The 18950-nt window shown below is 66.4% G+C and carries 22 protein-coding genes; 11 read left to right on the forward strand and 11 right to left on the reverse strand.

Features of this window, described 5'->3' with window-relative positions; translation table 11 throughout:
* Positions 1-54: 54 nt before the first annotated feature.
* The 4 genes from AC50X6_RS02485 to AC50X6_RS02500 all read right to left on the reverse strand — a co-directional run bounded on the left by AC50X6_RS02485 (position 55) and on the right by AC50X6_RS02500 (position 4481).
* Entirely contained in the window at positions 55-885 is an 831-nt protein-coding gene (locus tag AC50X6_RS02485; protein ID WP_494964742.1) for a carbohydrate ABC transporter permease, read from the reverse strand.
* A gap of 98 nt (positions 886-983) precedes the next feature.
* Positions 984-2078, reverse strand: a complete 1095-nt coding sequence (locus tag AC50X6_RS02490; protein ID WP_326968657.1) for a carbohydrate ABC transporter permease — start codon at positions 2076-2078, stop codon at positions 984-986.
* On the reverse strand, positions 2075-3325 hold the full coding sequence (locus AC50X6_RS02495; RefSeq protein WP_494964743.1) for a sugar ABC transporter substrate-binding protein: 1251 nt from the start codon (positions 3323-3325) through the stop codon (positions 2075-2077). Before AC50X6_RS02495 ends, AC50X6_RS02490 begins: the two co-directional genes overlap by 4 nt.
* Positions 3326-3431: 106 nt before the next feature.
* Positions 3432-4481, reverse strand: coding sequence for a LacI family DNA-binding transcriptional regulator (locus AC50X6_RS02500; protein WP_494964744.1), 1050 nt, complete (start codon positions 4479-4481; stop codon positions 3432-3434).
* 197 nt (positions 4482-4678) lie between these two features.
* Between AC50X6_RS02500 and AC50X6_RS02505 the strand changes: the two genes are divergently transcribed.
* Positions 4679-6709 (forward strand): glycogen debranching N-terminal domain-containing protein, encoded by a 2031-nt coding sequence (locus AC50X6_RS02505; protein ID WP_494964745.1) that lies wholly within the window; start codon positions 4679-4681, stop codon positions 6707-6709.
* 22 nt (positions 6710-6731) lie between these two features.
* On the opposite strand, the gene AC50X6_RS02510 is transcribed toward AC50X6_RS02505, so the two are convergent.
* On the reverse strand, positions 6732-7421 hold the full coding sequence (locus AC50X6_RS02510) for a haloacid dehalogenase type II (protein WP_494964746.1): 690 nt from the start codon (positions 7419-7421) through the stop codon (positions 6732-6734).
* 149 nt (positions 7422-7570) lie between these two features.
* Here AC50X6_RS02510 and AC50X6_RS02515 point away from each other — a divergent pair, with 149 nt between their 5' ends.
* Positions 7571-7999: a MarR family winged helix-turn-helix transcriptional regulator gene (locus tag AC50X6_RS02515; protein WP_494964747.1), complete on the forward strand. Its 429-nt coding sequence runs from the start codon at positions 7571-7573 to the stop codon at positions 7997-7999.
* Between the two features lie 42 nt (positions 8000-8041).
* On the opposite strand, the gene AC50X6_RS02520 is transcribed toward AC50X6_RS02515, so the two are convergent.
* A complete protein-coding gene (locus AC50X6_RS02520; protein ID WP_326968663.1) occupies positions 8042-8308 on the reverse strand; it encodes a hypothetical protein in 267 nt (88 codons plus the stop codon).
* 172 nt (positions 8309-8480) lie between these two features.
* Here AC50X6_RS02520 and AC50X6_RS02525 point away from each other — a divergent pair, with 172 nt between their 5' ends.
* Together AC50X6_RS02525 and AC50X6_RS02530 are read left to right on the forward strand one after the other, a co-directional pair.
* Complete coding sequence (locus AC50X6_RS02525; protein WP_494964748.1) at positions 8481-8657, forward strand: DUF1059 domain-containing protein; 177 nt, start codon at positions 8481-8483, stop codon at positions 8655-8657.
* Between the two features lie 68 nt (positions 8658-8725).
* Positions 8726-9808, forward strand: coding sequence for an EAL domain-containing protein (locus AC50X6_RS02530; protein ID WP_494964749.1), 1083 nt, complete (start codon positions 8726-8728; stop codon positions 9806-9808).
* Between the two features lie 67 nt (positions 9809-9875).
* Here AC50X6_RS02530 and AC50X6_RS02535 read toward each other — a convergent pair whose 3' ends face one another.
* Positions 9876-10352, reverse strand: coding sequence for a DUF4188 domain-containing protein (locus tag AC50X6_RS02535; RefSeq protein WP_494964750.1), 477 nt, complete (start codon positions 10350-10352; stop codon positions 9876-9878).
* A 72-nt stretch (positions 10353-10424) separates the two neighbouring features.
* Here AC50X6_RS02535 and AC50X6_RS02540 point away from each other — a divergent pair, with 72 nt between their 5' ends.
* From AC50X6_RS02540 to AC50X6_RS02550, 3 genes are all read left to right on the forward strand, one after another.
* Complete coding sequence (locus AC50X6_RS02540; protein WP_494964751.1) at positions 10425-11063, forward strand: MerR family transcriptional regulator; 639 nt, start codon at positions 10425-10427, stop codon at positions 11061-11063.
* A 155-nt stretch (positions 11064-11218) separates the two neighbouring features.
* Positions 11219-11575 (forward strand): GNAT family N-acetyltransferase, encoded by a 357-nt coding sequence (locus AC50X6_RS02545; protein WP_494964752.1) that lies wholly within the window; start codon positions 11219-11221, stop codon positions 11573-11575.
* Positions 11572-11976, forward strand: a complete 405-nt coding sequence (locus AC50X6_RS02550) for a VOC family protein (RefSeq protein ID WP_494964753.1) — start codon at positions 11572-11574, stop codon at positions 11974-11976. Before AC50X6_RS02545 ends, AC50X6_RS02550 begins: the two co-directional genes overlap by 4 nt.
* A 70-nt stretch (positions 11977-12046) precedes the next feature.
* On the opposite strand, the gene AC50X6_RS02555 is transcribed toward AC50X6_RS02550, so the two are convergent.
* Positions 12047-12535, reverse strand: coding sequence for a GNAT family N-acetyltransferase (locus AC50X6_RS02555; RefSeq protein ID WP_494964754.1), 489 nt, complete (start codon positions 12533-12535; stop codon positions 12047-12049).
* Between the two features lie 137 nt (positions 12536-12672).
* Here AC50X6_RS02555 and AC50X6_RS02560 point away from each other — a divergent pair, with 137 nt between their 5' ends.
* The gene (locus tag AC50X6_RS02560) at positions 12673-13218 is read left to right on the forward strand and encodes an acyl-CoA thioesterase (protein WP_494964755.1); all 546 of its coding nucleotides are present in this window, start codon (positions 12673-12675) and stop codon (positions 13216-13218) included.
* 68 nt (positions 13219-13286) lie between these two features.
* On the opposite strand, the gene AC50X6_RS02565 is transcribed toward AC50X6_RS02560, so the two are convergent.
* Positions 13287-14087, reverse strand: a complete 801-nt coding sequence (locus AC50X6_RS02565; RefSeq protein ID WP_494964756.1) for an ABC transporter permease subunit — start codon at positions 14085-14087, stop codon at positions 13287-13289.
* Positions 14084-15046: an ABC transporter ATP-binding protein gene (locus tag AC50X6_RS02570; protein ID WP_494964757.1), complete on the reverse strand. Its 963-nt coding sequence runs from the start codon at positions 15044-15046 to the stop codon at positions 14084-14086. The genes AC50X6_RS02565 and AC50X6_RS02570 overlap by 4 nt, the downstream gene beginning before the upstream one ends.
* Before the next feature lie 189 nt (positions 15047-15235).
* Between AC50X6_RS02570 and trxA the strand changes: the two genes are divergently transcribed.
* On the forward strand, positions 15236-15649 hold the full coding sequence (trxA, locus tag AC50X6_RS02575) for a thioredoxin (protein ID WP_494964758.1): 414 nt from the start codon (positions 15236-15238) through the stop codon (positions 15647-15649).
* 138 nt (positions 15650-15787) lie between these two features.
* Here trxA and AC50X6_RS02580 read toward each other — a convergent pair whose 3' ends face one another.
* Entirely contained in the window at positions 15788-16066 is a 279-nt protein-coding gene (locus AC50X6_RS02580; RefSeq protein ID WP_494964759.1) for a putative quinol monooxygenase, read from the reverse strand.
* Between the two features lie 101 nt (positions 16067-16167).
* Here AC50X6_RS02580 and AC50X6_RS02585 point away from each other — a divergent pair, with 101 nt between their 5' ends.
* Entirely contained in the window at positions 16168-17844 is a 1677-nt protein-coding gene (locus tag AC50X6_RS02585; RefSeq protein ID WP_494964760.1) for an AMP-binding protein, read from the forward strand.
* 145 nt (positions 17845-17989) lie between these two features.
* Complete coding sequence (locus AC50X6_RS02590; RefSeq protein WP_494964761.1) at positions 17990-18910, forward strand: putative endonuclease domain-containing protein; 921 nt, start codon at positions 17990-17992, stop codon at positions 18908-18910.
* Positions 18911-18950 lie beyond the last annotated feature (40 nt).

An 18950-nucleotide genomic window follows, 5' to 3' on the forward strand; every position in this document is an offset into this window, starting at 1 on the left:
TTCCCGCCGCGACCGAGTTGCCGCCGGACCGGCGATGCCCTCGACCGGCACCCGCTATTCCTTGACCGCCCCGGCCGTGGCATTCATGATCCGCTTCTGGAAGATAAAGAAAACGATGGCTACGGGAATGGTCATGATGGCGGCGGCTGCCAGTTTCAGCGGATACTGTGTTCCCGAACTCAGCTGGCCCGAGGACAACTGGGCCACGCCTTTCGTCAGAGTGGTCAGTGCGGGGTCCTGGGTTGCGACGACGAAGTGGCTCAGTTCGTTCCAGGAACCCTGGAAGGAGAGGATGACGATGGTCATGACTGCCGGAACGGACATGGGCAGGACGATGGACCAGAAAGTGCGGAAGGTACCGGCGCCGTCCACTTTGGCTTGCTCCTCGACGCTTACGGGAATCGATTCGAAGAAGTTCTTCATGATGAAGACCCCTGCGGCGTCGGCCAGGAGCGGGATGATCATGCCGAAGTACGAGTCGTAGATCCCCAGTTGGTTGATGACCAGGAACTTGGGAATCAGCAGCACCACGCCGGGGACGGCCATGACGGCGATGAGAGCCGCGAAAACGGCGGACCGTCCGCGGAAGCGAAGCCGGGCAAGGGCGTAGCCCGCCAGCAGGTCAAAGAATACCCGTCCGGCTGTGACCAGTACCGTGACCACGATCGAGTTCTGGAACCAGAGCGGAAAGTCTGAGTTCAGGAACAGGCGTTCGTAGGCGGCTGCGGTCCAAGTCGGCGGTATCAGGGACAGCGGATCCGCAGCAGCCGCCGGCTCGGTCTTGAAAGACGTGGCGATGTTGATCAAGAAGGGGAAGATGTACACGATCGCCAGCAGGATCAGGACCACGTAGGTAAGCCAACCCCAGGTTACGGGCTTCCGCAAACGCCCCGTGGTTCCAGGCGCGGGCCGCCGCTGGGGAGTCTTTGGCGCTGCCGGCTGCGGCCCATCGGCGACGGCGGGTGAGCTGGTGTGGGGCACGGTCACGGGGTTCCTCCCTTGGGCGGCGGCGGGTTGAAGCGCTTGCGGCGCGGAACGGTGGTGCGTTCACGAAGGATCAGCCGCTGGATGAGGGCTAGAACGATGATGATGGCGAAGAGCAGGAAGCCGATCGCCGCTCCCTGTCCCCACTGCTGGTTGTTGAAGGCGGTGCTGAAGGACAGGTAAGCCGGTGTGAGGGTGGTCTTTGCCGGGCCGCCCTGGGTGCCGGTGTAGATCTGGTCGAACACCTGCCAGGAGCCGATGAGGCCGAGGGTGACCACGGTGAACAACGTAGGGCGCAGCATCGGCAGGGTGACGAACCGGAACCGCTGCCAGCCGCTGGCGCCGTCGAGCATGGCTGCTTCCTGGAGTTCGCCGCGGAGGTTCTGGAGCGCTGCGATGAAGAGCAGCATAAACGTTCCGGAGGTGGTGAAGACGGCCATCAGGATGAAAGCGGACATCGCCACGGACGGTCCGGACAGCCAGTCCCACCAGCTCACGCCCAGGAACGAAGAGCCGGCCAGGGCCGCGGGCGGGGTGCTGACACCCAGGCTGCGGGCAACCAGGTGCAGCACGCCGTTGGGATCCTGGAACCAGTTGGGGCCGGCAATGCCAACGAGGGCGAGGATTTTGTTGACCACACCGCTGGCGCTGAAGAGGAAGAGCCACAGCACGGTGATGGCCACGGAACTGGTCACGGACGGGAAATAGAACGCGGTGCGGAAGAAGCCCCGTCCCTTGAGGATGCGCCGGTTCACCAGCACCGCCAGCAGCAGCGAGAGTGCCGTCTGCAGCGGAACGGTGAGAATGACGTAGTAGACGTTGTTTCGCAGTGCCGTTCCAAAATCGCGTGCAGCCAGGCCTCCGCCGGAGAGGATGGCATCGTAGTTTTTGGTTCCGACGAAGCCGGTGCCCGAGAAGGGGCTGCCGCGGCCAGTCCAGTCGGAGACGCTGACCCACGCAGCCATGGCTACCGGCAGGGCCAGGAACAGCCCGAGGATGATCACCACGGGCGCTATAAAGAGCCACCCGGTGGCGTTCTGGCGTCCGTGGACACCGGAACGCCGCCGGGCCAGCAGCTGTGGCGCCGCGGTCATTTGGCCAGAACCGCGGTCATCTCGGCCTGGACGGAATCCAGAATGGTTTTCGGGTCGGACGTCTTGAGCGTGGCTAGCTTGGCGTTCAGGTCCTTGATGACGTCGGCCGCCCCGGGCTGCGAAGGCAGCGACTGGGCGTATTCGGCGCCGGCCAGGGAGGCGGCCTGGGCCGGGAACGTTGACTTGAACTCGGCTGCGGCGGACTCAACGGAGGGCATCACACCGAAGGCCTTGGCGAAACCCATCTGGTTCTGCGTGCTGGTCAGCTGCTCCACCAGTTTCTTCGCGGCGGGCTTGTTCTTGCTGTCCGCGGCGATGCCCCAGCAGTTGGTGAACTGCAGGGTGCCCTTGCCCTTGGGGCCGGCCGGGAGCTCCACGGTGCGGTACTTCACGTCCGGGTAGTCCTTGGACAAGGCCCCGCCGATCCAGTTGCCCTCGATGGTCATGGCCGAGAGACCCTTCCCGAAGGCCTCGCCGCCCCAGCCCGCGCCGAGCTCTGAGGAGTACTTCGCGGTTCCGTCGGCGAGCATGGACTTGACGAAGCCCAGGGCCTCGATGTTCTCCGGGCTGTTGATGGTGGCCGTCTTGCCGTCCTCACTCACAAAGGAGCCGCCGGCCTGCGGGAAGAAAGCCCCGATCCGAGCGATTTCCGGGCTGAAGGACAGCCCTGTCGTGGGACCGCTGGTCAGCTTCTTGGACGCCGCGGCCAGCTCATCCCAGGTGGCGGGGATGTCGCCGTCGCCCAGTCCGGCGGCGGTCCATTTGTCCGTGTTGATCACCAGGGAGAGGGTGGAGAAGTCTTTGGGTGCGCAGAAGAGTTTGCCGTCGTAACTGAACGCCTTTGCGAGGCCCGGGTAGAAGTCGGCCTTGTTGGCGAGCGAGTCGCCGTACGGCTCCAGCGAACCGTTGGCGGCGAAGCCTGCGAACTGGTCGGTGGAAACGTAGAAGACGTCCGCCGGTTTGCCCGAGGCGAAACCCTGGCTGAGCTGCTGCACCATGTCGGAGGCAACGCTGACGGAGGCCTCGGTTCCGGAAGCCTTGGACCAGTCGGCGACGGCGGACTTGACCGCCGTCGTTTCCGCGTCACCGGAGCTGCCGATCAGGACACTGACGGGTCCGGATCCGGTGGCCTCGGCACCTCCGCTCGGGGCCGGACTGTTAAATCCGGATCCGCACGCGCTGAGTGTGAGGGCTCCAATGACGGCGGCGGCGCCGCTGACCATTCTCAGTGTTCGTGTTCGTGCCATGGGTCAATCTCCGTTTCAATAGGGGTGCGCCCACCGTTGGACGCGCAGTAATTCATGGATAGTCGGGCAGATCTTCGGGAAATTCGGTGATGCGGTTTGCGGTGGTTCAGCGGGAAGAGGGGCTGGCGAGCGGGCCGCCGCCGTCGCGCAGGACCAGCCGCGGCTTCAGCAGCCGGTGGGCCGCCGGGACCTGCTCCAGCGCTGAGCCGTCCAGGACGTGCCGCAGGATGTCCGCGATCTCGCGGGCAGCCTCTTCCACAGGCTGGGCGACGCTGCTGAGTCCCATGGCGGCCGCCACCGGCGTGTCGTCGAAACCGATCACCGCCGGCGGAGTGCCGGGCGCTGCCGCCCGCAGCTGTTCGGATGCACCAAGGGCCAGCGAATCACTGGCGCAGACCACGGCGGTGGCACCCCTTTCCAGGAGCAGGCGTGCGCCCTCTGCCCCCTGGCGGGTCCCGTCGGCGACGCCGACGGACAGGGACTCAAGGTCTGCCGGCGGAACATTTCCCTCAAGGGCAGACGCCCAGCCGCTGCGCCTGTCGTCCCCGACTCCGGATCCGGCCGGCCAGCCAAGGAATCCGATCCGCTGATGGCCCCGGCCGAGCAGATAGTGGGTGGCCTCCGCCGTGCCGGCCTGCCCGTCGACGTCCACCCAGGAATGGGTGCAGTCCTCGTCCCCGCCGGATTCGCGCCAGGGACGGCCGAAGGTCACGAAGGGGATGCCCCTGGCCAGCAGCCAGTCACTCCGGGCGTCACCGTGGTGTGTCCCCGTGAGGACGAAGCCGTCGAGGTCCGACGCTTCCAGCAGCTCACTGTAGGAGCGGATTTCTGCCTCGTCGTCGCGTGCGGCAAACAGCGTCACCCGGTAGCCGTGCTCCTGCAGGTTCTCGGTCAGCGAATGCAGGAATCGGTCCAGGATCGCCCCGTTGATTCCATCCACGGTGGGCATGAGCCGGAAGCCCAGATTCCGTGACCGCCGGGTGCGCAGCTGCCGCGCTGCGGTGTTGGGGCGGTAGCCCGTAGCCGAGATCGTCTCGTTCACACGCCGCAAGGTTTCCGGCTTGACGCGTTCGGGCGCATTGATGGCGTTCGATACTGTCTGCCGGGACAAGCCCAGCTGTTCGGCCAGGCTGACCAGGGTGGGCCTCGACGCCATTGTTCCTCCGGTTACTGAAGTGCGATGCGGGTGTTGAACGTTCATATTCTGGATGGAACTGTATTTGAACGATCAAAAGAGATATCCTCATCATGGATTGTGGCGCCGGTCACTGTCAACTACCCGGCGCGGATTGCTTCACTATTCTCCCCACTTCGCAACCAGCAGGGTCCCGACGGGCCCCCAGGAGGAACCACATGACCCAACGCCAGCCATTTCTGCACGACCTGGACGTTTTGCTCGCCGCACCGATGCAGGCATGGAGCGGCCATGACGGGCAGCTTCGGCCCGGCGCAGCGCAGGGAATCTATTGCGCCGATACCCGCGTGATTGACGAGGTCATCCTGCGGGTGGGCGGCGAGGAGCCCGAGATGATCGGAAGCAGCCACACGGGAGGCGCAACGGCGTCGTTCCAGGCCCTGGTCCGGACCGTCGGCGGCGAAGGAAGCGATCCTCTGGTCCGGCTCACCCGGACCCGCACGGTGGCGACGGATGGTGCTTCCGAGCAGATCGTGCTCAGCTCCGACCTCTCGAGCGACGTGACCGCCGTGCTGGAGATTGTGCTGGGCACTGACTTCTCGCCCATGGAGACAGTGAAGTCCGGTGCGGCCCCGCACCCGGTCAGTCCGGATGAGCACGACGGCGTGTGGCGCGCCGCCGCCGGGGGAGTCACCTCGGCGGTCACCGCCGCCGGGGCGTCCGCCACTCAGGACGCCCATAGGCTCCGGCTGCGCTGGGAACTCACCGTCCCTGCACATGGAACTGCCGCCGCCGCGTGGTCGGTACGCGCCGCGGACAGCGAGGCGCCCGTGATTGCGGCGCGCCGCCCCGCCCCGGCGGAGCTCCGGGTCCGCGCCGACGACCGTCGGCTCGCGGCGCTGGCGAACCGTGCCATGGCGGACCTTAACGGACTGCGGATGGCCACGGCCCAGGCCCCGGATGACGTCTTCCTGGCCGCGGGTGCGCCCTGGTTCTTCACGCTCTTCGGGCGTGATTCACTTATCGCGGCCCGCATGCTGCTGCCCGTGGACCCCGAGCTTGCGGCCGGAACCCTGCGGACGCTGGCGGCGCGGCAGGGAACCCGGAGCGATCCTGAGACCGCGGAACAGCCCGGCAAAATCCTTCATGAGCTGCGCCGCGGCGAGCTGCGCTTCCCGGAAGGCAGCGATCATGAGGGGCTGGCGCTGCCGCCGGTCTATTTCGGCACGGTGGACGCCACCCTCTTGTGGGTTTCCCTGCTCCATGACGCCTGGAAGTGGGGCATGCCCGCCGCCGAAGTCGAAGCCCTGCTGGGCAACCTGGAGCGTGCCCTCGTGTGGCTCAAGGACTGGGCGGATGCCGACGGCGACGGCTTCCTGGAGTACATCGACGAGACCGGGCACGGCCTGGCCAACCAGGGCTGGAAGGACTCCGGTGACTCCATCCGGTGGAATGACGGCTCGCTCGCGACCGGCCCCATAGCCCTGGCCGAGGTCCAGGGCTATGCCTATGAAGCCGCTGTCAACGCCGCTGACATGCTCGACGCTTTCGGCCGCCCGGACGGGGCTGAATGGCGGGACTATGCCGAGGATCTGGCCGGCAAGTTCCGGGCCTCCTTCTGGTGCGCCGACGACCTCGGCCCGTACCCGGCCATCGCGCTGGATGCGGACAAGCGAGCCGTCGACGGGGTGGCGAGCAACATGGGCCATCTCCTCGGCACCGGCATCCTCAACGCCGAGGAATCCGGGGTGGTGGTGCAGCGGCTGATGCACCCGTCCATGTTCTCCGGCTTCGGCATCCGCACCCTGGACACCCGAAACGCGGGCTATTGGCCGCTGCGCTACCACGCCGGGTCCGTCTGGTCCCACGACACGGCTGTGATCCTGCAGGGCATGGCCAGGGCCGGGCATTCGGGCGAGGCCGCACAGATTGCCTCGGCGCTGCTGAACGCTGCGGAAGGATTCGGCTATCGGTTGCCTGAATTGTTCTCCGGGGACACCCCGGAGCAGGGAGGCCCCCTGCCATACCCGGCGTCATGCCGTCCGCAGGCCTGGGCGGCGGCCTCCGTCGTGCCGATGATGCTGGCCACGCTCGGACTGGAGCCCCGGGGCCCCGGGGTTCTGCCCGTCAGCTCGGCCACCAGCCCGATGCCGTTCGGTGCCCTGCGCGTGGACGGTCTCCGATCGGCTGCGGCTGGATTCAGTGTGCAGGTCGAGGCCGGCGGCCGGGTGACTGTGCTCCCGGCCTGACCGCACCCTGCGGAAGTGACCCTCAGGTCCTGGGCCGGTACCGCCGGCCCAGGGCCGCGGCCAGATCCCTGAGGTCGCCGATGACCAGATCGGGTGCGACGAAGTACGGCGGGTACTCCTCCTGCTTGCGGTTTAGCCACACGGTGCCCAGCCCGGCACGGGATGCCCCGTGGATGTCCCACGGATGCACCGCGACCAGGAGCATCCGGCCGGGATCCGTGCCACAGGCCGCCGAGGCGTAGTCGTAGGCGGCCCTGGCGGGTTTCCAGGCGGCTGCGTCCTCCACGGTCAGCAGCCGCTCGAAGCTGCTCCTGATCCCCGCATCCGTGAACAACTTCTGCGCGAGCCGGGAGGACCCGTTGCTCAGGGTCAGCAGCCGGTATCCGTTCGATTCCAGCCCAATAATTCCCTCGCGGACATCCGGATGCAGGGCCAGGGCGCCCATGCCGTCCATGATGTGCTCCACAGCCTGGTCCAGGGCCATTCGCAGGGACGTGCGCGCGAGGAGCCGGCGCAGAACATGAGTGCCGACCGCCCGGAAGCCGGCATTGTCCCCTGCTGCGGCAAGGGCAAAGCCATCCCGCAGCAGGGTTGCGAACCAGAGCTGGGCCATCTCCTCCGGCGCACCGACGTCCGTGAACCGGGTTGCCATCGGGGACATATCCGAGAGGGTTTCGTTGACGTCGAAAACAATAACGGTCGGGGAACTCAAAGACTCTCCTTCGGTGCCAAAGGCTATATCGGCTGCTATCACGCTATACCGAGGGCTCCCGCTCGGCCGAACAAACCCTTTGATCAGTTAGCCGCTCAGGGAGATCCGCTGGGGTTGCCCGGGCTGGAGGCGCCTGCGACCATGGCATGGTGAACAGGCCTATTGGTTACTGGGTCAGGCGGCTGGATACGTCGCTGGAGATGCAACTCGATGCCACGCTCGCCCGTCTCCGGCTGAGCAGGCGGCAGTGGCAGGTCCTGAGTGCTTTGAGCTCAGGGCCCGTCACCCCCGCGGACGTGGCGGATATCCTGCGCCCTTTTAACACTTCTAACGCAGCCGACGGTGGTGACGCGCAGGAGCGGGACATGGCCGCGCTGGTTCGACAGCAGCTCGTGTCCCTGCTGGACGGTCACCTCGCGCTGACCGATGCCGGCTCCGCACTGCTTTCCGAGGCGTCCGGGCTGTTGGATGCTGCCCGCTATGAGCTCACCGCAGGCATCGGGGCAGATGAGTATGCCATGGCTGTAAGCGTCCTCGAACGTATGAGCAACAATGCAGACCGGCTCGGCATGCGGTGAGCTTCCATACCCACGGCGGTGAAACTCATGGTGGGCTGCCGCTTACCTGGGCATGCCGGGATGAACCGCGACAAACTCGATCTTGTTCGCGGGCTGGACCGTCTTTTTAGGTGCCCGCGAGTAACCCTTCGCATCCAGGTGGTTCTCCGCCCGGTACACGGCCAGGGCCTCATCGTAGATTGTGTTGAGCTGGTGGCCGAAGAATTCCTCTGAGGATCCATCGGTGAACGCGACGGAGATGAGTGTGCTGCCAGGAAAGTGCCGGTTCATGCGGATGAAGCCTTCGGCGTCCTGCTGGAGAGTGATCAATGTGGATCCTGCCTTCTTTGTTGATTCCTCCCAGTCTCCCGCACCTCGACGCGCCTGCATTACCGGCCAAAGGACCAAAGGGAGGGCCCCGACTTGCGGGCGGACAATCGGCGTGTTTGCGGGAACGGCACAGTAGTGTTGTGCCGTTCGCCGTCCAAAATAAGGAGCCGTAGTGAAATCTTTTGCATGTGGTGACGTAGTGCCCGGTTGCGAAGCCCGGTGGGTATGCAGCACGGACGATGAAATCCTGGTCAACGTCGCGGCGCACGCCGCGGCCACCCATGGGCTGGCCGAGCTTCCTGCAAGCCTCGTCCAGTCGGTGCACAAAGCCATCGTCCCGGTTAGTTGAGCGGTCCCGCGGCAGACGGACCGCCTCCCACCAGCTCCGCGTCAGCGGCACCGGACTGGGGAGAGCTTTTGGCGGCCGCCTGCCGCGGTGAAGGCCTCGCGGCGGCGTACCAGCCGATCGTCGATACCTCCCGGGGAACGGTTGTGGGGTACGAGGCGCTGGCGCGTTTCCCGGGATTCGACGAGAAGAACCCCGAAGTGTGGTTCGCCGCCGCGCGGGCGCACGGAAAGTCGGCGGAGCTGGAATCCGCTGCGCTCCGGACGGCCCTCGCGGCCCGGTCTACCCTGCCGCCCAACAGTTTCCTGACCCTCAACGTCTCGCCGGAACTGCTGCCCGCCGAGGAAATCCGGAGTGTCTGGCGGCAGGAAGGGAACCTGGCCGGTCTCGTCGTCGAACTGACCGAGCAGACGCCCATCGACTCCTATCTTGAGCTTGAGCCGGACCTCAACCAGTTGCGCGCTGCCGGCGCGCTGATAGCCATCGACGACGCCGGCGCCGGCTATGCGGGACTGCGGCACCTGCTGGCCCTGCGGCCCGCGCTGATCAAGATCGATCGGGAACTTATCCAGGACATCGACCGGGACGAAGCGAAACGCGCTTTGGTCGGCATGCTCGGCACGTTCGCCAGCCACGTCGATGCGTGGATCCTGGCCGAAGGCGTGGAACGGGTGGAAGAGCTTGATGCGCTTGTGTCCCTCGGCGTCCCGCTGGTGCAGGGCTATTGCCTGGCCAGGCCCGCGCCGCCGTGGGCGCAGATCGACCTTGATCTGGCCCACCGGCTCGCCTCAAAACGCCCGGTCACGCATAAGACCGTGATCCGCGATGTCCTGGAAACCGCGACGACGGCCACCAGCGCCGCTCTCGCCGCGGAAGCCTTCGCGGACAATCCTGCCCTGCAGTCGGTAGTCCTGATCGGGGAGCACATGCGGCCTATCGCGGTGCTGGACGCGGCCGCGGCGGGACTCGGAATGGTCAGCCCCGGCATGCGGGTCAATCTGGATACCCCCATCAGTGAAGCCCTTTCCCGGTCCATGACGCGGCCCCGGTCCAGCCGGTTCGAACCACTTCTGGTGACGGACAACGCCGGCCGGTACACCGGCGTCGCAAGGATGGAACGGATGATTACGGCGCTGACGGCGAGCGGCGGGTAGCTTGAGAAGGCGGGGTCCGGCGGTAGGCTCCGTCCGGGTCCTGGTCGATCATCCGCCGTCGGGATGCCTACTGCGCGCCTGCCAGTCGGTCCTTTGCCCGGTCTGTCCGCGGCCCCACCGGCACCAGTTCGGTGGCTTGCGCGAGTCCCTGAGTGGGCATCGAGACGTACATGCTTTCGGCATGGCTCACCTGGAAGGTCTCGTGCCAGATGCCGACGGCGCCGGGGACCTCCCGTGCGCGGCGGTTGAACGCCGTCCAGGCAGGCCGGTGCCCGGATTCCGGCGCGCTCGCATAGGCGTACAGCTTCTCCACGGAGTCCCAGTACTGCACGATGACGGGACCGCCGGCGCCCAAGCTGAAGCGGTAACCGAGCAGGCCGGAACCGGGTTCGGCGAGAAGCTCGGCCAGCATCTTCGGCATGGCGAGGAAGGCCGGCAGCCACAGGTCCGGGCGCCAGGGGCGGTTGATCCTCATGCCGATGAGGAACACCACCAGCCCGCCGGAATGGCGGTGCGTGAATCGTCCAGCGTTGATGCGTGCCATACTTTTCTCCTCACTAGATACTGTCACTCCCCAATAATGGAGAGTAGTACTATCTAAGTCAAGGAGTATCTTTTGCGCATCTCACAACTGGCAGCGGCTACGGGGGTTCCGGTGGCCACCATTAAGTACTACCGCCGCGAGAAACTGCTGCATGACGGCGCGCTCACCTCGGCCACGCAGGCGCATTACGACGACTCCCATGTCCGCCGGCTGAAGCTGATCCGTGCGCTAATCGGCACGGCAGGCCTTAGCGTGGCGGCAACCCGCGAACTGCTGCAGGGACTGGAGAACCCGCCGGGGCCAGGGCACGATCTGCTCGGACTGGCCCATCGTGCCGTCACCCGTCCGGCGGCGGACGGCGTAGACCTGGCTCCCGCGCAGGAACTGCTGGGCCGCTGGGGCTGGGGCGAGCAGGCCTGCGACCGGAACTTACAGGCTGCCCTCGTGGAAGCTCTCGATGGGCTCTCCAGTGCGGGCTTCGAGCTGCCCGCCGGCATGCTGGACCGCTATGCCCGGGCGATGCGCGACGTTGCGGAGGCCGACGTCGAAAGTGTTCCCACGGACTCGCCGGAAGCCGCGATGCGGTACGTGGTCCTCGGGACCGTACTGGTGGAGCCGGTCCTGCTTGCGATGCGACGGCTCGCCCAGCAGAGTGCCTCATTCGAGCGGTTCGGCGACGCGACGCTTGGCCCGGGGGCAGGGCCCGTCTGATCGGCCGCTGGGGCTCCGCCGGGCAGGTTGGCTCGGCGACGCGCCATTGGTTTCGCGCTGCGCAAAAGAGCTGGCGACACCGGAATACCCCATGCGCCAGGATTTTTGCGCGTCGTGGGGAAATCTGCGCCGCGGACGGGCGCCCGGTGGTGAACGTGACCGGGATCGTCCGCGGGCCGTTTCCTTGCCCCACCTCGGGTACTGGCGGTCCGTTTCCCAGCTCCCACCTCGGGTACCGGGTGGATGAGGACTATACCGGCCGCGGGATCGGCGCGGCGGCGGTCGATTTCGCCGTCGACAAGCCACGGACGGAACTGGGGCTGCACAGGCTGCAGGCCGCGACCCTGCGGCACAACACCGCCGCGCAGAAAATCTTGAAGCGCTCCGGATTCGAGCATATCGGCCAGGCCCCGGCGTATCTCAACACTGCCGGTGCCTGGCAGGACCGCGACCTGTACCAGCGCATCTTGTTCTGGGGTGGGTCGCCCAACCGTGCGAGACTCTCCTGGTGACTGCTGATTCCATCGGTGCCCTGCACCATATCGAGCTTTGGGTCCCGCAGCTCCAACGCGCCAGGGACGAGTGGGGCTGGCTGCTGACCAGGCTGGGGTATGAGGCCTACCAGGACTGGCCCGACGGTTGCAGTTGGCGGCGCGGGGCCACCTACATCGTCGTCGAGGAATCCCAGGCCCTGAGCGGCCGGTTGCACGAACGGACCGCGCCGGGGCTCAACCATTTGGCCTTCGGCGCGGGAAGCCGGGAACATGTCGCGGAACTGGCGGCCGACGCCGTCGGGCACGGCTGGAGGGAACTTTTCCCGGAGCGTTACCCGCACGCCGGCGGCCCGGACCATTTCGCCGCATACCTGGTGAATTCGGACGGCTACGAAGCCGAGCTGATCGCCACCGACTGACCGTGCGCATACCGTCCTCGCACCGTGCGCCGGTTGGGAGCCGGTAGGAGCCCACTGCGTGCCGTCGGGCTCAGCGCACCATCCGCAGAATCCGGACCGGCGTGTCGAGCAGTTCGTGTGACCTGTCGGCACCATCCGGGACGAATCCGTTGCGCCGGTAGAAAGCCAGGGCGCGGGGGTTCTCGTCCGCAATCCAGAGGTAGGCGCCGCCGTCGCCCACGGCCGCGTCCAGGAGCAGTTGCCCGGCCCCCGAACCGTAGCGGCGGGCGAGCACGTAGATTCCAAACAGTTCCCTGGGCCGCGGCCCGTCGTCATCCCGGCCGTCGCCCGCGGACGCCCAGCCAAGAATGTTCGCTCCTTCGCAGGCTAACCAGACATTTGAGGTATCGGCGGCGATGATTTCGCGCCATGTGGCCTCACGCGGGCCCTGTTGCAGTCCCGCCAGGGCCTCCGCGGGCAGCAGATGGGCGTACGTTTCCCGCCACGCCTGGATGTGGACCCGGGCTATGCCGGCGGCATCGTCCAGCACGGCCGCCCGGACGGTCGGGTGTGTTGTCATCCGGCAAGGCTAGTGCACAGGGCGGCGGGCCACGGTCGCGGGTCGGCCGTCGTCGCGGTCCTCACCGCTGAAGTCACGCCGCATAGCCGCAACCCGCACCATTGGCCCTCTTGTTACCCTTGGGTAACATTGCTGTTATGCACCTGCTGCTTCGCACCCTCGTCCTGCTGTTCACGTCCTCCCGGCGCTCGCCGCTGAGTATCTGGGACACCTCGTCCCTGCCGCTCCGGGTCCTGCCTACCGACATCGACATAGCGATGCATGTCAACAACGGCATGTATTTCTCGCTGATGGACCTGGGCCGCTTTGACCTCATGGCCCGCAGCGGAACCTGGAAGGCGATGCGCCGTCGCGGCTGGAGCCCGGTAGCCGCGGGGGAGACCATCGCCTTCCGCCGCTCGCTGCAGCTCTGGCAGCAGTACACGATCGAATCGAAGATCATCGGCCTCGATGCGAAGGCCATCTACTTCGAGCAGCGCATAGTGGTGGACGGCGAGATCTATGCCCGCGCCTACATCGCCACCCGGCTGGTCAGCAAAGGCAAGCCGGTCAGCCAGGAGGAGATTATCCGCGAATTCGGGGCACCTCCGGCGGACTTGGTTCTGCCCGAGTGGATCCACGAATGGCGCGAAACGAACGCGCTGCCCGGGGCGCGGCGTCCCGCCCCGCACGTCTGGAGCTGAGCGCGGACGGGTTAAGTCACGGGCCGACGTCGGGCTCCCGCTTCAGCTGCCGACGTCGGGCTCCCGCTTCAGCTGCCGACGTCGCGCCTGTCCAGCGCGACGGCACTGAGCGCCACGAGCAGCACCGAAATTCCCCACAGCCAGCCGGCGGCCGCCCAGTCCGCCCCATTGGCCACCGGGTTGTTGCCGTAAGCCCAGCTGTAGGGCGAGAGGTCCAGCAGCCACTTTACGTCCTTGCTCTGCCGGCCCACCGCGTTGAACGCGTAACCGAGCACGGCGACGCCAGCCCCGGCGGCAAGCCCGTAGGTTTTCCGTCCGGTCAGTGCGCCGGCAAAGAGGGCTGAGCTTGCACTGAGCAGTGCCAGGCCGGCGAAGATCACCGAGGCCCCGAAGAGGTTGTCGGCGCGGATACTCAGCCGGGAGGAGTCGTTGAGCAGCAGAATCAGGACAAAAACGAGTGCGGCGAGCAGCACCACGCGCAGGACAATGGCCAGGGCCCGCTCCAGCACCACCTGTACCCTCGTCACGCCGTGCGCCAGGGTGAGTTCCAGCTGACCTGATTCCTCATCCCCGCCGACGGCCGCTGCACCCCAGGCGACAGCAGCGATGGTCATCAGCAGGAAACCGATGAGCCCGTAAAAGGTAGCCTGCGTGTAACCGGGGCCGGTGGCGATCTGCTCGTAGTTGAGGGCCTTCGTCAATTCCTGCGGCATCGCGTCGATAATGCCCTGCATCTGGGCACCACCGCCGATCGAGGGGTAGAGCGGGAGGTACAGGAAGAGGGCGGCCGTGAGCCCGATGGCCCAGCCCAGTGTGGAGCGCCAGGGATCCACAAACGCCCTCGTGAACAGCGGCAGCGGCTTTTTCATGCGCCGTGTCCTTGCCGGCGGCGGCTCCGTCCGTCTTTCGGGCCGTCGCCGTTGATCGTGCCGTAGAGCCCGAGCACCGATTCCTCCAGGTCCGGTTCCGCCAGCACCAGGTCGGTGAGCGTCAGCGAGGCCAGGACCCGGAGCAGCGGCTGGATGGCACCGCCGAGGGTGGCAGACAATTCGACGCCGTCGCCCGCGGGCAGCACCTCGAGGTGGCCGATCCCCGGCACCCGTGCCAGCAGCGCACCGGCGTCGGCCGCCGAAATCCCGGTGGCGGTGAACCGCACGTGCCGCACCGCACCCTCCCGCAGGCTGTCCACGGTGGCGACGGTAATGATTCGGCCGTCGCGGAGAATCGCGACCTCGTCGGCGGCCTGCTGGATTTCGCTGAGCACATGGGAGCTGAGGAAGACCGTCTGCCCGTTGCCCTGCGCCTCGCGGACCATGGTGAGGAATTCCTGCTGCACGAGGGGATCCAGGCCGCTGGTCGGTTCATCCAGCACCAGCAGTTCGGGATCGTGCATAAAGGCCTGGATCAGCCCAAGTTTCTGCTTGTTGCCCTTGGATAGTTTGTGGGTATGGCGGTCCAGGTCCAGGCCCAGGCGCTCGGCAAGGTCGTCGATCCTGCCGGGTTTCACGGGGCCGCTGATGGCTTCATAGTGGGAGAGTAGTTTGCGTCCGGTGATCCGGCCCGCCAGGAAGAGCTCGCCGGGCAGGTAGCCGATCCGGCGGCGGAGCCCGGGCCCGGCCGTGCGCGGATTCTCGCCCAGCACCGTGAATCGGCCGGTGCTGGGCCGGATAATGTCCAGCAGGCACCGCATCACCGTAGTCTTGCCTGCGCCGTTGGGGCCGATCACGCCAAAGACGGAGCCCTTCTCGATCCCGAAGCTGACGGCGTGGAGCACTTCGCGGCGGCCGAACTCCTTGGTCAGGGACTCGACGACGATGGCCCTGCTCACGTTTTGCCCGGGTCTGGGTGCATGGCCCCGATGCTAGGCTCCGACGCCGGCCAGGGCTAGAGCCTTACGGCCCGGACCGGGCCGCCCGCGCCACCGAGACCGTTGCCGCGCCGCCGGCCCGGCATAACAGAGGTGTGCCAACAGCGAAATCCAGGGGACAAGCCAAGGCCCCTCGCGTACCGTTGACCCATGGCTACCGTAGACATTACAGGTGAACAGTTCGCATCTACCGTCGAGAACAATGACATTGTCCTCGTCGATTTCTGGGCCGAATGGTGCGGCCCGTGCAAACAGTTTGGACCCACCTATGCCGCCGTTTCCGAGAAGCACCAGGATGTCGTTTTCTCCAAGGTGGACACCGAGGCCGAGCAGCAGCTCGCCGCCGAGGCCGGCATCACGTCCATCCCGACGCTGATGGCATTCCGCGAGAAGGTGCTGGTGTTCTCCCAGCCGGGCGCGCTGAATGCCCAGCAGCTGGAGCAGGTTATCGACGCGGTCAAGGCCCTCGACATGGAAGAAGTCCACGCCCACGTTGCCCGTTCCCAGGCCGAAGCCGCCGCGGCGGCGGCCACACAGGACGGCACCCAGATCCCCGACGCCTAGCCGCCTCTCACCCGTCCGTTCTAACTCAACGACGCCCAACGAACGGCGCTTAACGCAACGCGGGGTCACTTCGCGCCCATCCAGCAGGAGAACATGGGCGCGAAGTGACCCCGCGTTGTTTTGTCCCGAGCCGCGCGGCTAGAGCTTTTCCAGCCTGACCGGCTCGGCCAGCAGGGCGCTGAGGGACTCGTTGAGATCCTGGACGGCCGTGCCCTTGGAATGCTTGTCGAGGTCCGCCTGGGAGGCCCACTGCTCGGTCAGGACAAGCCTGTCCTCACTGGTCTCGGTGAGTTCGTACCGGAGGCAGCCGGGTTCGGTCACCACCTCGTCGATCGCGATGTCCAGGGCGAGCTTCACACGGAAGAATTCGCCCTCGTTGGGGATAAAGGTGGCCTGAAGATCAATGGGTGCACTCATGGTTTTCACCCTACCCGGGACCCGGCATCCGATCCGAAGATTTCGTAGGACTTCCAAGCTTTAGTCTTCTTTTGCCGCCCGAGTGTTGGTAGCGTCACATCATGCTTGCATACACAGCCGGGGACACTGACGTCCCGCTGCTCGAGGAAACCATCGGCGACAACTTCGAACGGATCGTGGCCAGGTTCCCCTACCAGGACGCCCTGATCGAGGCCGCGGCGGTGCCCGGCGAAGAGGCCCGGCGGTGGAGCTACACCAAGCTGAACGACGACGTCGACCGCGTTGCCCGCGCGCTGCTGGCCCTCGGCGTCGCCGCGGGGGAGCGGATCGGTATCTGGAGTCCCAACTGCGCGGAGTGGACCATCCTGCAGTACGCGACGGCGAAGGTCGGGGCGATCCTGGTCAACGTCAACCCCGCCTACCGCAGCCATGAGCTGGAATTCGTGGTCAAGCAGAACGGCATGCGGATGCTGGTCGCGGCGCCGTCGGATAAGAACAGCGACTACACCGGCATGGCCCGGCAGGCGCTGGTGGAATGCCCCGAATTGCGCGAACTCGTGTTCCTGCCTGACGCCGGCCTGCCAGGGCTCACCGCCGGCGTCCCCGAAGCAGAAGCGGAGCGGACCTTTGCGGAGCTGCTCAAGCGGGCTGACGACGTCGCGCATTCCAGCCTCAAGGCGCGCATGGCCGAACTGGACCCGCACGACGCGATCAACTTGCAGTACACCTCCGGCACTACCGGCTTCCCCAAGGGCGCCACCCTCTCGCACCACAACATCCTGAACAACGGCTACTCCATCGGCGAGCTGCTGGAGTACACCGAGCATGACCGGGTGGTGCTGCCGGTGCCTTTTTACCACTGCTTTGGCATGGTGATCGGCAATCTGGCCGCGCTGAGCCACGGAGCCGCCACCATCATTCCGGGACGCGGCTTCACCTCCGCGGCGGCCCTGGAAGCTGTGCAGGACTTTGGCGGAACCTCGCTCTACGGTGTGCCCACCATGTTCATCGCGGAGCTGGCCCTGCCGGACTTTGCCTCCTATGATCTGTCCAGCCTGCGGACCGGCGTGATGGCCGGATCGCTGTGCCCCATCGAGGTGATGAGCCGCGTCATTTCGGAGATGAACATGAGCGATGTGGCGATCTGCTACGGCATGACGGAGACCTCACCGGTCTCCACCATGACCCGCAGCGCCGACACCATGGCCCAGCGGACCGAAAGCGTCGGCCGGACCATGCCGCGGCTGGAGAGCCGGATCGTGGACCCGATGACCGGCGCCGTGATGCAGCGCGGCGAGATCGGCGAACTGTGCACCCGCGGCTACTCCGTGATGAAGGGTTATTGGAACCAGCCGGACAAGACCGCGGAGGCGATCGACGCCGAGGGCTGGATGCACACCGGGGACCTGGCCCGGATGGACGAGGACGGCTATATCCTGATCGAAGGCCGGATGAAGGACATGGTGATCCGGGGCGGCGAGAATGTCTACCCGCGCGAGATCGAGGAATTCCTGTACACCCACCCGGACATCCAGGACGTGCAGGTGATCGGGGTGCCGGACGCCAGATACGGCGAGGAACTGATGGCCTGTGTCATCCTCAAACCGGGCGCAGGGCCGCTCGACGCCGCGAGCCTGGCCGAATTCTGCCGCGGACGGCTGGCGCATTACAAGATCCCGCGCTACGTGGACGTCCGCGAAAGCTTCCCGATGACCGTCTCCGGCAAGATCCGCAAGGTGGACATGCGCCAGGAAGCGGTGGCCCGGCTGCGCCTCTAGCTCCGGCTTCGAACTGCAACGCGGGGTCACTTAGCGCCCATAAAAGGGTCCCGCATGGGCGCTAAGTGACCCCGCGCTGCGGTGATTCCGGCCGACCTGTGGATAACTTCTGCGCCGCGGCTGATCTGCGGTCACAATGGTGCGCATGGTCCGCATTGAGCCTCTCCCCGAAAGCCTCGTCCAGTCGCCGTTCACCGTTTACGAGTCCCGCGCGCTGGGGGTCCCGCCCAAGCGTCTGCGGGCTCTTGACCTGTCCGACGGCGGCCGCCTCATCTATCTGCCCGCCGGCCGGCGCCTGGAGATCGCCGAACGTGCCCGCGTCCTGACCTCCGCCACACCCGGCGCCTGGGTATCCCACGACACCGCCGCCGTCCTGACCCGGCTGGGTCTCCCGCCGTGGCTGGGTGACTGTTACAGCATCCACCTCAGCAAGCCGCATGAACTGCCCAGGGTCCGCCGGGCCGGGGTCACCGGCCACCGCGTGCGGTGCTTCCCCGGCGAGCTGACCGACGTCGACGGCGTCCCGGTGACCGCGCCGCCCCGGACCTGGCTGGACCTGGCCGCAGTGCTGCCGCTCAATTACCTCATCGCCCTGGGCGACCAGATCATCCGCATTCCCCGGCCGGGCCTTGAGCAAAGATCCGAGCCCTACGCCTACAAGGAGGGGCTGCGGCTGCTCATCCGCCAGCATCCCAACATGAAGGGTGTGGAGAAGGCCAGGCTTGCTCTGGACGAGATGCGGGTGGGTGCCGACTCCTTCCCCGAGACATTCCTGCGGCTGGCGCTGCTGGAGGCACGCCTGCCCGAACCGGAGCTGCAAATGCGGCTCGATCCGGACGACAGGCGCTCGCCGGCTGCGGACGTGGGCTACCGGAGGTACCGGATCGCTGTCCAGTACGACGGCGCCCACCACCTCACGCTGCAACAGCAGTCCCGGGATATCCGCCGGGACGAGACTTTCCGCAGGGCAGGTTGGGCTTATTTCAAAGCCAACGCCGATGACCTGACCGACGGCTTCGAAGGCGTCATCGCCCGGATCAAGAGGGCGCGGCCCGGTCGCGCCTGAACCCACTAATCCAACGCGGGGTCACTTAGCGCCCATAAAG

The organism is Pseudarthrobacter sp. HLT1-7 (assembly GCF_059383435.1).